Source organism: Kitasatospora sp. NBC_01302 (genome assembly GCF_035976515.1).
Taxonomy (GTDB): domain Bacteria; phylum Actinomycetota; class Actinomycetes; order Streptomycetales; family Streptomycetaceae; genus Kitasatospora.
Genome location: NZ_CP108404.1, coordinates 8,997,224 through 9,011,472, shown reverse-complemented (window position 1 = coordinate 9,011,472; position 14,249 = coordinate 8,997,224). Strand labels below are relative to the sequence as shown.

Annotated in this window: 14 protein-coding genes and 2 pseudogenes; 10 read left to right on the top strand and 6 right to left on the bottom strand. The window is 70.7% G+C overall.

Features of this window, described 5'->3' with window-relative positions:
- The first annotated feature begins 3 nt into the window (after positions 1 to 3).
- Positions 4 to 567 carry a hypothetical protein gene (locus OG294_RS39135; RefSeq protein ID WP_327071336.1) on the top strand — a complete coding sequence of 188 codons (564 nt, stop codon included), beginning with the start codon at positions 4 to 6 and terminating at the stop codon, positions 565 to 567.
- Between the two features lie 873 nt (positions 568 to 1,440).
- Here the strand turns inward: OG294_RS39135 and OG294_RS39130 are convergent.
- Positions 1,441 to 2,775: a hypothetical protein gene (locus OG294_RS39130; protein ID WP_327071335.1), complete on the bottom strand. Its 1,335-nt coding sequence runs from the start codon at positions 2,773 to 2,775 to the stop codon at positions 1,441 to 1,443.
- An 834-nt stretch (positions 2,776 to 3,609) separates the two neighbouring features.
- Positions 3,610 to 4,050, bottom strand: coding sequence for a hypothetical protein (locus OG294_RS39125; RefSeq protein ID WP_327071334.1), 441 nt, complete (start codon positions 4,048 to 4,050; stop codon positions 3,610 to 3,612).
- Between the two features lie 400 nt (positions 4,051 to 4,450).
- On the opposite strand from OG294_RS39125, the gene OG294_RS39120 reads away from it, so the two are divergent.
- Complete coding sequence (locus OG294_RS39120) at positions 4,451 to 4,660, top strand: hypothetical protein (protein ID WP_327071333.1); 210 nt, start codon at positions 4,451 to 4,453, stop codon at positions 4,658 to 4,660.
- 214 nt (positions 4,661 to 4,874) lie between these two features.
- On the opposite strand, the gene OG294_RS41285 is transcribed toward OG294_RS39120, so the two are convergent.
- A complete protein-coding gene (locus tag OG294_RS41285) occupies positions 4,875 to 5,948 on the bottom strand; it encodes an eCIS core domain-containing protein (protein WP_442789294.1) in 1,074 nt (357 codons plus the stop codon).
- Between the two features lie 402 nt (positions 5,949 to 6,350).
- Here OG294_RS41285 and OG294_RS39110 point away from each other — a divergent pair.
- Positions 6,351 to 6,689, top strand: a pseudogene (locus OG294_RS39110) (zinc-binding dehydrogenase); the annotation flags it as partial.
- Positions 6,690 to 6,738: 49 nt separating this feature from the next.
- Here OG294_RS39110 and OG294_RS39105 read toward each other — a convergent pair.
- Complete coding sequence (locus tag OG294_RS39105; protein WP_327071332.1) at positions 6,739 to 7,134, bottom strand: hypothetical protein; 396 nt, start codon at positions 7,132 to 7,134, stop codon at positions 6,739 to 6,741.
- 180 nt (positions 7,135 to 7,314) lie between these two features.
- On the opposite strand from OG294_RS39105, the gene OG294_RS39100 reads away from it, so the two are divergent.
- Positions 7,315 to 7,770, top strand: coding sequence for a hypothetical protein (locus tag OG294_RS39100; protein WP_327071331.1), 456 nt, complete (start codon positions 7,315 to 7,317; stop codon positions 7,768 to 7,770).
- A 515-nt stretch (positions 7,771 to 8,285) separates the two neighbouring features.
- Positions 8,286 to 8,945 carry a PRC-barrel domain-containing protein gene (locus OG294_RS39095; protein ID WP_327071330.1) on the top strand — a complete coding sequence of 220 codons (660 nt, stop codon included), beginning with the start codon at positions 8,286 to 8,288 and terminating at the stop codon, positions 8,943 to 8,945.
- A 219-nt stretch (positions 8,946 to 9,164) separates the two neighbouring features.
- Here OG294_RS39095 and OG294_RS39090 read toward each other — a convergent pair whose 3' ends face one another.
- A complete protein-coding gene (locus OG294_RS39090) occupies positions 9,165 to 9,584 on the bottom strand; it encodes a winged helix-turn-helix transcriptional regulator (protein WP_327071329.1) in 420 nt (139 codons plus the stop codon).
- 96 nt (positions 9,585 to 9,680) lie between these two features.
- Here OG294_RS39090 and OG294_RS39085 point away from each other — a divergent pair, with 96 nt between their 5' ends.
- The 4 genes from OG294_RS39085 to OG294_RS39070 all read left to right on the top strand — a co-directional run bounded on the left by OG294_RS39085 (position 9,681) and on the right by OG294_RS39070 (position 12,783).
- Positions 9,681 to 10,319, top strand: a complete 639-nt coding sequence (locus tag OG294_RS39085; protein ID WP_327071328.1) for an NAD(P)-dependent oxidoreductase — start codon at positions 9,681 to 9,683, stop codon at positions 10,317 to 10,319.
- A gap of 9 nt (positions 10,320 to 10,328) precedes the next feature.
- Positions 10,329 to 11,648, top strand: a complete 1,320-nt coding sequence (locus OG294_RS39080; RefSeq protein WP_327071327.1) for a DUF3500 domain-containing protein — start codon at positions 10,329 to 10,331, stop codon at positions 11,646 to 11,648.
- A 251-nt stretch (positions 11,649 to 11,899) separates the two neighbouring features.
- Positions 11,900 to 12,367 (top strand): MarR family winged helix-turn-helix transcriptional regulator, encoded by a 468-nt coding sequence (locus OG294_RS39075; RefSeq protein WP_327071326.1) that lies wholly within the window; start codon positions 11,900 to 11,902, stop codon positions 12,365 to 12,367.
- A 26-nt stretch (positions 12,368 to 12,393) separates the two neighbouring features.
- Positions 12,394 to 12,783 carry a hypothetical protein gene (locus tag OG294_RS39070; RefSeq protein ID WP_327071325.1) on the top strand — a complete coding sequence of 130 codons (390 nt, stop codon included), beginning with the start codon at positions 12,394 to 12,396 and terminating at the stop codon, positions 12,781 to 12,783.
- Positions 12,784 to 12,834: 51 nt separating this feature from the next.
- Here OG294_RS39070 and OG294_RS39065 read toward each other — a convergent pair whose 3' ends face one another.
- Positions 12,835 to 13,272, bottom strand: a complete 438-nt coding sequence (locus OG294_RS39065; protein ID WP_327071324.1) for a hypothetical protein — start codon at positions 13,270 to 13,272, stop codon at positions 12,835 to 12,837.
- A gap of 363 nt (positions 13,273 to 13,635) precedes the next feature.
- On the opposite strand from OG294_RS39065, the pseudogene OG294_RS39060 reads away from it, so the two are divergent.
- Positions 13,636 to 14,055, top strand: a pseudogene (locus tag OG294_RS39060) (phosphohydrolase); the annotation flags it as partial.
- Positions 14,056 to 14,249 lie beyond the last annotated feature (194 nt).

The window sequence follows — 14,249 nt, the reverse complement described above, 5'->3', positions numbered from 1 at the left end:
CCTATGACGGCAGCACCGAGCACGGCATGGTCGGTCACGCTGGACTACTCACACGACATAGCCTTCGCCCTCGCCATCCGTGACGCGCTTGGCTTTACCGACCCGCTCGGCCTGCCGCCGATCGACCCGCCTCTGCCGCTGACGCCGCTTCAGGACACGGTCCCCGAGATCGAGTCACGGTGGCAAGCGTGGTGGGAGTTCGCTCTGGCATCACCGGGCCACGAGTCCAACGCCGCGCAGAGCCTTCACGGCCCCCTCGGCGCCCTCGTCCGACGCCACTCCACCGAACTCCTGGCCTGGAGCTCCCAGCGGAAGAGGGAACTGGCGAAACTGAGCCGGACCGCCCCGGGACAGCCACGCACCCGCCTGGCCGACGCCATCCACGAACACGGACGGAAAACCGGAAACCAATTCCCGGAATTTCATCTGACGATCATCGCCATCCCGGTTGCCGGAACAACGTTCACACCGGTCAACAAGAGCAGCGCCATCGTAGCCAGCATCGAGCTGATGCGAGACCGAAACGCATATTTCTCCAAAATCATCGAACACCTCGTGGGGACCTAGCTCATCCCTTTGAAAGCGGCGACCACAGCGACCGTGATCCGACCAGGTCACGAACAACAGCTCGCCGTGACCCCGTGCTGATCTGGTGCCATGGAGCCCGATGGCGGCCCTCTGCAATCCGGGGGCCGCCATCGGCACGTCGCTGCCCGGTAATGCGCCGTCGCTGCGTAGCCAGGCTGGGCTCTCGGACGATCGCCATTGAGCCCGGAGGAGCCACGTGGCCGGGCCAGGGGCGTAGCCGGGGAGGAGGCTCGCGGTCCGGGAACGGTCGCTTCCATCACGATCGCGTGCGTCGCGCCGACCACCCGTGCGGGCACGGGCCGGCGCCAGCGAACCGGCTGGCCTGGCATCCGGCCCGGCATCGACTGGCTCCTCTCTTCCGCGGCTATCGCGTGGAAAGAGGTGTCGTCGCGCGAGAAGGGCTTGCCCATAGGCCCTGACCTGCGGATACGGCGGCACGAGCCGCCAGGCGGCTGCACCTTTCGGTGCACCCTTCGGTTCACCCCTCCAGGCACCGGTCCAGGCATCCCTCCAGGCATCCCTCCAGGCACCGGTGGGACGGTGTGGCACCCACCCGGATGCCACACCGTCCTACGTCATCTGTTCCGGGGCCAGATCGGTCCTGATCCGTGTCACCCGGGCTGTGACGCATCCACTCGAACTCCAGCTGCGCCTGGTCCGTACAGGTGCACGGTTCGAGAACGGCATCCTCGTCGAGCGCGAGGAGCAGGCCGCTTGATCGACTGACGGAGCCACCGGCCGGGCCATGGCCAAGCCGTCCAGCCGCACAGATCCTGGCCCATGCCCAGTCGAGTTGCTTCGGGGCGCCGAGAGCTTGGTGCGACTGGACTACCGGCCCAGCGTCCCATGGCGTCACGGGGTGGCCGACGGCAGGGCAGGTGCCGCCTTTGCGGCGGTGGCCACGGTCGGGTCGGCGAGCAGCTTGGCGTACTGCTGCTGGAGCAGGGCGGTCATGACCGCCCGGTCGACGGCCTTGCTCGGCTGCCAGTAGCTGACGTCGATGGCGATGTTGCCGATGACGGCGTAACTCTCGGTCAGGATGTCCCCGTTGCTGTCGAGGTCGCGGTGGTCGTAGGCGATGGTGTCGCCGCTGTTCGGGATCGGGTAGGTGCCGGCGGCGTCCGCCTTGTCGCCGGCGCTGCTCTGGTGGCCGAGGGTGTAGCTCTGTGCGCCGGTCGCGGTGGCGAACTGGGCCAGTACGATGTCGGCTTCCTGGCCGTCGCTGGTGTTCCAGTTCTCCCGGACCGCGTACTGGAAGCCACGGGTGGTCTGCTTGTCGATGACGCCCTGCCGGTCGGCCTGCGCGTAGCGGATCGCGAACTGGTTGAGCGTCAGGATGCCACTCGGCCCGGTCTGGTCGTCGGCCTGCCACGGCTTGGAGGCGGCGGGCGGCGCCACCAGGTCGCCCAGCAGGCGGTTCTGGTCGGCCGGGGCCGCTGCGGCCGCCGTGGTACCGGCCGGGGCGGGCGCAGCCGACGTGGTGCCGGGGGCGGGTGCGGCCGACGTGGTGCCGGCGGGCAGCGGCGAGGGGGTGGTGACGTTCCCGGTCAACCGTGCCTGCTGGGCGCGGGCGAGTTGGGCCAGCCCGCCCGAGTCGGGCTGGCCGGGGGTGTAGTAGTGCACGTCGGCGGCGATGTTGCCAACGGAGAACCAGGCGCTCTGGCGGATGTTCCCCACGGTGTCCACCGCGCCGGCGGTCCACGTCTCGCCCCCGGATATGCCCGGCAGCGAGCCCAGCGGCCGCTGCGGCTTCTCCTCGTTCGCCGTCGCCTGCGACACGCCGCTGACGAAGTCCTGCGCGCCGTCGGACCTGGTGAACTGGAGCAGGAAGACGTCGGCCGAGGTGCCGTCCGGTGCGTCCCAGTTCACCTCTGCGGCGGACTTGAAACCCCGGTCGGTCATGCTCCGCTTCTCGTCGGACCGGTCACCGGCCTTGATCACGCCGTCGACGAACTGGTCGAGCGTCAGGATGCCGTCAGGCGACAGCGTTCCCTGGGCGAACGGCTTCGACCCGGCCGGCGCGGTGACCAGCTCGCTCTTCAACTGCTCCGGCGGCAGCGTCTTCAACTGGCCGGACAGGGCCTGGCATCCGCTGAGAGACTTGAGGCTGGCGAGTACGACGGCGACGACGGCGAACGAGATACCGCCCCTGAAACGGCGGGCGGGGCTGGACTGTTGAGACACCATGAACCAATCGGGAGCAACGAGCACAGGAACGTGAAGATCACCTGACAGTCTGACGGAGAAAGATCACATCTCCGTCGCGAGCCGATCAAGGTGTCGACCGCCCGAACCAGCGCACCTCCCGGGACCGCCCCCAGCAGTGGTGAGAGGAAGCGGGCGCACCGGAGGACGCGGACGGCTGCTGGGTGGATCGGACGGTGACCACTCGTCTGCTGGGGAAGCGGCCCTCCCGGTCTGGGTCGGCCGGGACGGCGGGGGGGCATCGCGGAGCGGCGAGCGGATCAGCAGGCGACGGTCCTGGCCGGCCGGCCGGCGGAGCGGCGGCCAGGGGACCAGCTCCAGGCGCGCGCTCTGCCGCCCGATCGGCCTCCCGGCGGTGCGGACCGTCGCCTGCTTGCGCGGCCACGAGCCGGGCCGAAAGGTCGGATCGTCACCGAGGCCGGTGCGGTTCGCGGGGCCGGCCAGCGTGGCGCCGACGGCGAGGCAGGCCGGCAGGCGGCGGTAGGAGCGGTAGGAGCGGTAGGAGCGGTAGGAGCGGTTCCAGCGCGGCCTGCACAACACTCGTCAGACGTACCCGAATGCCAACGACGTCTGCCCGGACGAACGGGGCCGGCTGCGTGTGTACGACGACGCCATGCTCAGCCTGCCCACCGACGTGCAGTAGTCGACGTTCGGTAGGCACTGCGACGTCCGATGGCGCGGTGCTCGGACCCTCAGGCGAGGGCGGCCCCGCCGGCACCCGGCACGGCGGCCGCGAGGACGGTGGCGACCAGGACGGTACTGGGCCACTCCGAAGCGGTGCCGCCTCGCCTGCGCCACGGTCTGCGGGATCAGGCGTCAGCGGCGGCCGCTGGCCAGGATGACGAGGAACTGGCCGCCGCCCGCCTCGATGTCGGCGGTCACCGGCAGCCCTGGTACCAGCCGGGAGAACCGGTCCACCAGCCAATCCGCCGCCTCTTGAGCGTCCTGCCTGGTCGGACAGCGGCCCACCATCTCGCGGCCCCCCTTGCGCTCCAGCCTCCCCGCAACGGTGATCAGCGGCGCGGGTTCGACCACGTACAGACGGTCCGGCCAGGCGATGACCACCTTGACCGCGCCCTTGTGGGTGTTGCACCCGCGGTGCGCGAGCCGCTCGGCGACCTTGGCCTTCCGGTCGGTGGTCCGGCTGTCGACGCTGGGCCCTCGCGGGTCGTTCACCGACTTGTCGGGGTCGACCGGCTCGTCGCACACCCAGCACCGCCAGCCGTCACGCTCGGCCACATCATCAAGGAGACTCACCCGAGCAAACTAGCCTGCCCGGTCGCCATCCCGCGAACCGGGGCCTCGGCAGAGTCCTGACACCGACAGACCATGCTGGAGATCCTGGCCATGACATCCGCGAAGCCTTCCCCGTCCCCGCCACCTGCCTGATCACCCACCGACACGTCCAACGTCCCTGACAGGACCCTTGCGCCGACGCTCATCGATGAGCAGGTGGTGCGCGCCCACGCCCTTCCAGGGTACGGACGCGCACCACCTGGGACGGGGTGAGGGGGCTCACGGGACGAGATTCCGAGAGGAGCGTGCGGTGCCTGACCTGTCCCCTTGCGTTCCGTCCCTGCCGAAGTGCCCTTCGCCGGTGCGGACAGCGCCGTACTGGCGCTCGGCATGAGTGCTGAGGAGCGCCTGGTGGTACTCGGTGCGATCACCCGCCTCGTGGCGGGGGCAGGGCTACGTGGCGTTGAGCGGTCTGACGGCCAGTCGGGCGCCGATCCGGCGTCGGGAGATCGGGACCGGGCCGGGTGCCGCGCTCAATCTGGCCGACTCGCTGGTCGAGTGCTCCGCGCGGGAGTTCGGCGAGCAGCACCCGCACACCTTGGCGGACCTGGTGCTGCTGTGCATGAGCTGACCCTCGTCACGGTGCGTCGGATGCGACGGCCAGCCTGCGCAACGGTCCTCGCGCGGCCCCGCCCCGCGCGCCACGCCCGCCGACTGGTCTCGCACGACCTGGCACGAGCGGTACCGGACCGGGGCAGCCTGCTGACCGCCCGTCAGCAAAGTGCTGCTCGCCACGGGTGAACAGCACCCGTGGCGAGCGGGAATGGCGAAGGCTGGCTGGATTGCTAGTCATCAGCCACATTCGGGTTCTGCGGTCGCTCATCGCCCGCCTTCACGCGGCGGCCCTTGCCGCGTGGTCCGATGACGACCGTCTTCATGGTCACCTTGGGGTGGTTCCTGGCGTAGTAGCCGCCGCTCCAGACGTCGTGGAAGGACGCCGTCGAGGCGATGGTGTACGTCCTGGGGTCCGGGGTGGTCTGTCCGCTGCCGGCGAATGCCTCCAGGGTCAGGGTGTCGGCTCCGTCCACCCCCACGACCGCCGCCGCGTGGTACTGCGACATCTCCTCCTCGCCGGGGTTCATGGCGACCATCACGTAGGCCTGGCCGACCACCGGAGCCGCGCGGCGGTCCGGCTCCCCCTTGAAGTCCGCCGCGCGCTCGCGGTTCGACTCGTCCGACACGCCGAAGGCCTTGGTGCCGTCGTTCGTACGGATGTTGCTGTTCGCACCGTCGCCCAGTTCTCCGACGGCGTTGTGCATGATCTCCTCCGCGGTGTGGAGGCAGTCGTCCAGGATCTCCCGGGCAAGCTGGTACTCCTGGTAGTTGCCGGTGCCGAAGAGGTCCTGCGGTTCCGTCGTGGTGCGCCGCAGCGCCGGGGAGACGTTCGCGGCCGGTGTCCCGGCTTTCACCCAGACCGAGTCCGGTTCATCGGCGACGACTGCGAACAGCCCGCCGGCCGACACCTTCATGGCCTGCTCGGTCTGGGAGTCCTGATCCGCCCAGCGCTGGACCGCCAGCCCCGGTGTCCGGTCGGCGCGCTGCACGGTGCTCTCCCGCACCGGCACCGCACCGCCCATCACCCGGCGGGCGGTGCTTTCCGCCTCCCGCTCGAAGCGGTCGGCGGGATCGGAGACCCGAAGCCCGTCGCCGGTGTCGGAGCCGGCCACCGGCCCCTGACGCTGCTGGATGACGTGCGTGAGCTCATGGGCAAGGGTGTGCCTGTCCGCACCGCCCGCACCGATCACCACGTGGTGCCCGGAGGTGTAGGCGCGAGCTCCGACACCGGCCGCGGATGCCTTCGCCGCCCCGTCGTCGTGGATCCGCACATCGGAGAAGTCGGCGCCGAAGCGACTCTCCATCTCGGTACGGGTACCGTCGTCGAGCGGCCGCCCAGGAGATCGCAGCACGTCGTGAACCGCTGAACGCTGCACCGCTTCCGGCCCGTCCGACGAACCCAGGCGGCCGGCCTGTCGCAGCCGCTGCACGACCGCGGCGTTCCCGACGGTCGCCTGAAGCCGGAGAAGGTCAGGAGACTGCTCCCCGCGGGCTGCCGAGGCGCCGCGGGGCACCGGGTCGGCCTCCTTCTTTCCGGTGTCCCTGGCATTCGCATGGCCGCGCACAGCGCCTCCTCCGGGGTGGAATGACGTCCTCCTCCTGGATACGCCGAACCTGGGTCTGCTGTCAGGGCCGCAGGGGCAGAGTGCGGTGCCTGCGAGGGCAGAGCCGCCCGGCCTGCGCGGGCGCCTGCCGTTCCTTGCTGCTGCGATAGCGTTGGCGGCCCGCAGTTGGTCGCGGCATGGCACCTGCTCGCTCCCGGTGGCCGTGTGCAGAGCGTCGGTTGGACCTCCGGCGAGCCGGCTGTCTTCCCTCCGTACGCGACGGTCGGCCCTGCCAGGTCGCTGACCTCCTTCGTCATCGAGGGCGACGTCGGCGCGGAGCTGGCGGTGCTGGCCGGGCTGGTCGCGGAGGGGACGCTGGCCGTGGAGACCGGTTGGCTGGGCGCCTGGGAGCGCTTCGCCGAGGCAGCCGAGGCGCTCCGCGGGCGTCGGGTCACCGGAAAGGCCGTTCTGGAGGTACGGCGCAGCGCCCCCGCAACGTGACCGGCCCGGAGCCAGGGACCCGGGTTGTCCGCGGTCGCTGCGGTGTCACTCAGCGGGACGCGGCACTCTCCCGGAACCGACGAAGGAGCTCGCGCGCCGGAGCACTCGCGGGATCGAAGGTCTGGCGAGCCAGGTTCGGGGTGACGGCCTGGCCGTAGAACCACGCCGCGTGGCAGTGGAAGCAGAAGGCGATCTCGAAGAGGACCTGACCCGAGAAGACCTGGCCCGGACCGGTGTGGGCACGGACTGCGAAGCCCGGGGAGAAGCACCGCGTCCTGGTGCTCGCGGGGAGGCCAGCGACGAGCGCGAGGACCTCCTGCGCATCGTCCCAGAGCCCGACGGTCTCGCCGGGGACGGTATCCGTCCACTGGTACCAGCCGTGTGGCTCGGTGATCCGGACGGCCTCGACCAGCTCGACGAGGCCGGCGGTGGTGGGAAGCAGCACCCGGCCAGTCTTCCGCAACCGGTCGCGTGGCAGCCAGCGGGTTTCTGTGCTCGCCCGGTACGAGCCTCTGGTCGGAGGACTTCGAGCTTCTGGTGGGAGGATCCAGCAGGCACGCCACCCACGACGCGTGATCGTGCCGAAGCGGACCGGTCGGAAGCACGCCCGGCATCCACGATCACCGTGATCATCAAGGGAAGGGGCTACGAAGTGACTGGCGAGTCCGTCGAGTACACGTCGCCGTGCCCGGACTGCGCCGCAGCGCTGACCTGCTCCGGCGGGCAGGAGCTCGTCGGCAGCACGTTGGAGTGGAGCATCGAATACCACTGCCCGACCTGTGGGTGGGCACTGGCCGATTGCGGCCGAGGCGACCTCCCCGATTCCCTTCGAGGGCGGCTTCTGGCTGAACACGGGCCCGCTCGGCTGCAGCTCGCCGACCCCGCAGCAGGCGCCGTCACCGTGATGAAGGTGCTCCGCGCCGAACTGGGCGGCGACCTGGCCCACGCCAAGGCAACCCTGCACCGGATCCGGACCGGCACATACGTGGGAACCCTCGCGGAGATGGCTCTGCTGGCCATGCGCCTGCAGGACGCCGGGATCGCGCCGCTGATCACCCGCCCGCGAGTCAGGCAGCCGTAGTGCGAAGCAGCGAAGTCGAGCAGCAATCAACCGGACAGCCAGCAACCTTGACCCTGGACGCCACCTCGCTCAACAGGACGTGGCGTCCAGGGTCGCCCGGCTCCGCGCAGAGCCACGACATCGCAGAGGGGATCACGCACCCCAAGCGTGTCCGAGGTGCCTCCCCCGCTCGTTGGGGCGTCGCTCGTTTCGATGGCCTGTCAGCCGCGGCTGAGGGCACGCACGACCAGGACGACGATGACGATGAGCACAATGGTGCCGAGCCCTATGTACATGTGACTTTCTCTCCTGTCTCGCCTCGCAAGGCGGCTTGACTGAACGTGGAGCGGCTTCCCCGCTTGCGGTGTGTCATGCCGCGGTACGACGGAAAGGACCTGGCGCTCGGTTGTCCCCTGGGGCACCGCCCAGGTCCTGGCGGGAGACCGGCGGGAGAGGTGTCGAGTGCCTGCGGCGGGGCAGACGGGCGGCGACCGGACCGCTGGACGCGGTCCGGCACAATCGCAGGAGGAATTCAGGTGAGCACACCAGTGCAGTACGCGATCGGCGCCGAGGTCCACTGCCCGGACGGCACCTACGGCCAGCTGAAGCGGGTGGTGATCGAACCGCAGTCGGCGCGGGTCACCCACCTGGTGATCGGTGGCCGTGACGCCACCGACCAGCTGGTGCCCGTCGACATCGTCGACGGGACGGCCAGTGACTCCGAGAACATCCGCCTGTTCCGGGACACGGCGGCCGTCGCCCAGCTCGCCCCCGCCGAGGAGACGGAGTACCTGGCGGGCGCCGATGAGCAGTTCGGCTACGAGCCCGGCCAGTGGCTCGTCATGCCGCCTGCCGGCCTCGGCGGAGGCGGCGCCGTCCCCATGCCGCTGTTGCCCGACAGCGGCGCGCCGCACACGGTCGTCCGCGAGCGGGTACCGGGCGACGAGGTCCAGATCCGCAAGGACGACCGCGTCGTGGCCGACGACGGCGAGGTCGGCCGCGTTCAGGGGCTGCTCGTCGACCCGCGCGACCAAGGCGTGACCCATGTGCTCCTCAAGGAGGGCCACTTGTGGGGCAGGAAGACCGTCGCCATCCCGATCGACGACGTGTCGTGGCAGGCCGGGGTCGTCACGACGCGGCTCAGCAAGGCGCAGCTGGCCGACCTTCCGCCGGTCGACATTGACAGCCGCCCCTGACCCCGGCCGGGAGTCCACCAGCCCCGCGGTGCGCGGCCCGGTCAGCGCCGCCTTCGAGTCGGGCGGGCGTGGCGAGGACGGGCAGCCCGCGGCACAAGCGGGGGCGCCGACGGCTCGGGCGGCAGGACGCGGGCGAATCCCGGCAGGAGCCCACCCGGCGGACGTGACCGCCCGTCGTGCACAGGCGCAGGCTCCTGCGGCGAGGCCGAGGTCGCAGCGCTACGTGTCGCGATCCGTGGAGTCAGGAAGAGGAGGTCGATGCGCGAGGTCGTAGGCTTCCTGCGACGCCGACACGTCGCCGAGGTGCGCGATCGACCATTCCTGTAGCGCGCGCAACGGCTCGCGCAGGGTGCGGCCCGCCTCGGTGAGCGTGTACTCGACGCGGACCGGGACTTCGGGGTGGACGGTGCGGAGCACGAGCCCGTCCCGTTCGAGCCCGCGGAGGGTCTGGGTGAGCATCTTCTGCGAGACGCCCTCGATGCGCCGCCGCAACTCCGAGAAGCGGGCGCTGCCGTCCCAGAGGGCGCCCACGATGAGCACCGTCCAACGGTCGCCGATGCGATCCAGGATGTGGCGGGTCGGGCAGTCCGCGCGGTAGGGGCTGCCGCCGGGCACCGGCTCGGCCTGCGTGGTTACCACAAAGTGCCTTCTTCCCGTCAAAGAGCTGCACTCATACGGTAATCACATCGCGTCGCCCGACGCCACCGTCCCGTCGAAAGGCCCCTCGTGTCCCGCATGACCGTCATCGGCGGTACCGGCTATGCCGGTTCGGCCATCGTCGCGGAGGCCGCCGCCCGCGGCCACCGGGTCACCGCACTGAGCCGCTCGCTCCCCGGCGCGCCCGTCCCGAACGTGACCTACGTCCAAGGCGACGCCACCGACGAAGCAACGCTCGCGGCAGTCATCGAGGGCGCGGACTCCGTCGTGGCCGCACTCGCCCCACGCGGCCCGCTGGCCGGCTCCTTCCGCGAGGTCCACCGCACCATCGCGCGACTGGCCGATGCCGCAGGCGTGCCCCTGTTCGTCGTCGGCGGCTTCTCCTCGCTGCGTCCGGCCCCCGGGGCGGATCGCTTCGTCACCGACCTCGGCCACATCCCCGCAGCGCTCCACGACGAGATCCGCGCCGGTGCGGCGCTCGTCATCGAGGACCTCCCGGCCACGCCGGCGACCCTCGACTGGGTCTTCGTGAGCCCGGCGCTCGGGTTCGGTGCGCATGTGCCCGGCGAGCGACTCGGCCGCTACCGGCTCGGCGGCGACGTCGCGGTCCAGCCCGACGACGGCGGCGCGATCTCCGCCGCGGACTACGCCCTCGGGTTCGTCGACCTGATGGAGAAGGGCGACCACCACCGGACACAGGTCAACCTCGGCCATTGAGGCGATCCGGTGATCCAGCGGTCCGGTGATCCCCGCGGGCTCCGGCTCGCCGCAAGGAAGGCATGTTCCCTCATGGATGACGACTGTGAAAAGACGCTCTACCGGGGATTCGGACCCGTTCTCGGGCTGCCGGTCCAGGACGCCCGGGTGGATCTCGCGGCCCTTCCCCCGAATCTCCGGGCGGTAGTGCGGGAGGCGTTCCCGCCGGTGCTCGAGCGGGCGAAGGAGCCGCTGGTCGGCATCACGACGGACGGGCACGTCATACCCGATCTGTTCGCCCTCCAGGACACCGGCTGGGATCCGGGGCCCGCGAGCAGGGCGGCGACCGCCTTCCTCGACGGCCTCACTCCCGCGCAGCGCGGGGAGGTCCTCTTCGCCGTCGACGCGGACGAATGGCGGATGTGGATCAATGCCTTTCCGAACTGGGATCCGCACGGCCTGCGCCTGGAGGACCTCGAGCCCACGCAGCGCGAGCGTGCGCTCGCGGTCCTCGAGGCCTGCTTGTCCGCCAGCGGCTTCTCCGACGCTCGCACGGCGATGAAACTCAACGCCGCGCTCGGCGAACTGATCGGCCAGTACCGCGACACCCTCACCGAATTCAGCTATTCCTTCGCGGTGTTCGGCACCCCCTCGACAACGGAGCCGTGGGGATGGCAACTGTGGGGCCACCACCTCGACGTGCACTGCTTCATCATCGGCCGGCAGATGGTCCTCACCCCGACCTTCATCGGCGCCGAGCCCACCGAGGCCGACCGCGGTACCCACAAGGGCCTGCGCCTGTTCGACGAGCAGCGGACGGCCGGGCTCGACCTGCGGCGCAGCCTGCACCCCGAACAGGCACGTCAGGCCGTTCTCCACCCATCCATCCGGTCGCAGGACCTGCCCGCGGAACTCGCCGACCCGGTCAACGGCAGGCACCTGGGCGGCGCGGCCCAGGACAACCGTGTCATCCCCTACGCCGGGCTGCCGGCCGGTGGGCTCTCCCCCGGGCAACAGGAGTTGCTGCTCCACTTGGTGAAGACCTACGCGCAGCGGCTCCCGGACGGTCCCGCCGCCGTGTTCATGGAGAGCGTCGAGCAGCATCTCGACGACACGCACCTCGCCTGGATCGGCGGGAGCGGCGACGACGACGCCTTCTACTACCGCATCCACAGCCCCGTCGTCCTGATCGAATACGACTGCCACCAGGGCGTCTTCCTCGACAACGACCAGCCCGAACCGTTCCACGTCCACACCATCGTGCGCACCCCCAACGGCGGCGACTACGGACGCGACCTGCTGCGCCGACACCTCGCCCACCACCATCCGCAGCAACGCATCGGACGCTGACCACCATCGCGCCCGAAGACCGGGAAGCCGGGAGACCGGGAAGCCGGGAGGCCTGGAGGCCCGGGGTGGCCGTCGCTCAGACGTGGCAGTGCACGTCGACCAGGAGTGTGTCGCCCGGCAGGGCCGCCAGGCAGCTGTTGACGCGGTCGTAGCCAGGCGCCGGATCCGGCTCTTCCCGACCCGGAAGCGACGCCCTCGCCCAGGCCATCTGTTGTCTTGACAACAGTTGTCCCGGCATGCAGACTGGAGGGGTGACAGCATCGAGCAGCGGGCTTCGTGACCACCTCGGCTACTGGCTGCGCCGGCTCTCCGACGAGGTCCACGGCCGGTTCGAGAAGCAACTCGCGGAGCACGGCGTGACCGTCTCCCAGTGGGCGGTCCTCATCACCGTCCACCGCGGCGACGCCACCACCACCCGTGAGGTGGCCCGCTACGTCGACATCGACGTCGGCGCGGTCTCCCGCCTGGTCGACCGGCTGATCGCCAAGGGCCTCATGTCCCGCGAGAGCGACCCAGGATCCCGGCGCATCCTGCGGCTCACCCTCACCGACGCCGGCCGCGACCTCGCACCGCGCCTGGCGGAGATCGCCGATCGCAATGACGCCCACTTCTTCGCCCACCTGGCCCCGGCCCAGCGCCTCCAGCTGGAGGACTGGATCCGCCGTCTGGTAGGCGACCCCCATCCCGAGACCCCCGGCTCCGGAAAGGCCCCGTCATGAAGACCAGCCCCGCCACCGTTCGCTCGGTGACCAAGACCGTCAGCATCGACCGCCCCGTCGCCGAAGTCTTCGCCTTCCTCGCCGACCCGGCGAACTGGCCCGCCTGGGCCGTCGTCAACGTCAAGGCCATCGAGCCCACCGACGAGCCCGGCTGGTGGCTGATGACCACGCCGCACGGCCCCGCCAGGCTCCGGATCCGCGGCAACGCCGAACTCGGCCTCCTCGACCACGACTACCTCGACGAACAGGCGTCCTGGCAGGTCCCCGCTCGCGTCGTCGCCAACGGCACCGGCGCGGAGTTCATGATCACCTTCTTCCAGCCGCCGGCCTTCACCGACACCTACTTCGACGAGCAGATCGCTCTCGTCGACACCGAACTGACCACCCTCAAAAGCATCCTGGAGACCGGCGCGTGACCCTGCCCGTGCCCGCCCGGACCGGAGCCGCCGGCCCAGGGCGGGCAACGGTCAGCCCATTCCCTGGCGGGCCAGGAGTTCGGCGATGCGCTTCGCCGTCTTCTCTCCTGCCCGCTGTTTGATGAGCCCCTCCTTGGCCGCACCACGAACGGACACCGTGGTGCGCTCCGGCCCGTCCTCGCTCAGACCGACGGTGATCAGCACCGGATTCAGGCTCCCGTATCCGCCCCCGACCACCGCTCGGACAGCGCGCGCCCCCGTGGGCCGGGTGTCCTCCGCGTCCAGCAGGTGTCCGGCCCGAGCGAGGACGGCAGCAACGTGTGCGGCGGCGGCATCCAGCGGCATGGCCAGCGACAGGCCGATCTCATGGACGTTCTTCTTCAGGCGCTTCGCCGCGAACGTCGCCCCCCGTCCGCCGCCGAACCCACCGCTGCCGGCTCCCAGCGCACCGATCGCAGCAGCCAGGATCTGGTCCTCGTCATCGATCACGGCCGCAGCGTACTCCCCGGCCGGGAGCGCTCACGGAGCCCCCTGCAGTCGGCGTGACCCGTACCGATCGGCCGACGGCCTGATCACGTCCACACGAAGCGGCGCGAACCGGGGAGAGCCGACGGGCAGCCGCCCGGCCCGGGCAGCCGACCGCGGCTGCTACGCCGGGCGAAGAACGGGGGCGATCCCGGCCAGGAACTCCTGCGGCTGACGAGCCCCCTGGTGGGCCCCAGGAGGTGCACCGGACCCGCAAGACCGCCCAGCTCACCCTGCCCGTCAGCTCCCTGGCGGCCGTCCTCCTGGGCCGCGTACGCCCCTCGGCACTGGCGGCGGCCGGAGCCGTGACCGTCCTCGACCCCAGAGCGCTGCCCGGCCCTGCTCTTCGACCGCGAGGCGGTGCTCTTCGGGGCCGCGACACACGACATCGGGAAGACCGTGCACGTCTCCGAGCTTTCCGGGCCCGGAGCGGCGCACGAGGAGGCCGGACAGGCTCTGCTGCTCGGCTGCGGCGTCGGCCCGGAGCTGTCCCGCTTCGCCGCGACACACGCGTCGTGGACAGCGTCGCGTGCCGGCTTGGAGGACCTCCTGGTGAGCCTCGCCGACAAGATCTGGAAGAACAAGCGCGTCGCCGACCTGGAGGATCTCGTCGTTGCCCGGCTGGCCGAAGCGACCGGCCGGGCGGCCTGGGAGGAGTTCGTCGCACTCGACGACGTCCTGTCCCGCATCGGCGATGACGCCGACGGTCGCCTGTCGTTCCAGGCATCCTTCCCGATCCACGGCTGACAGACGGTAAGCCCGCACACGGCGCCGAGTGCAGCGTGTGCGGCCTCGGCCGGCCACCCCGGCTCTGCAGCCGGCGGTGGTGTCCGCGGACACCACCCGGGTGTCCGAGAACGTCCGAAAGCCAGCGCAGCCCTTGCCACCGTGATCATCCGCTGAAAACATCGCTCCGCCCGGCCACACCCCGGCGGAGCCGT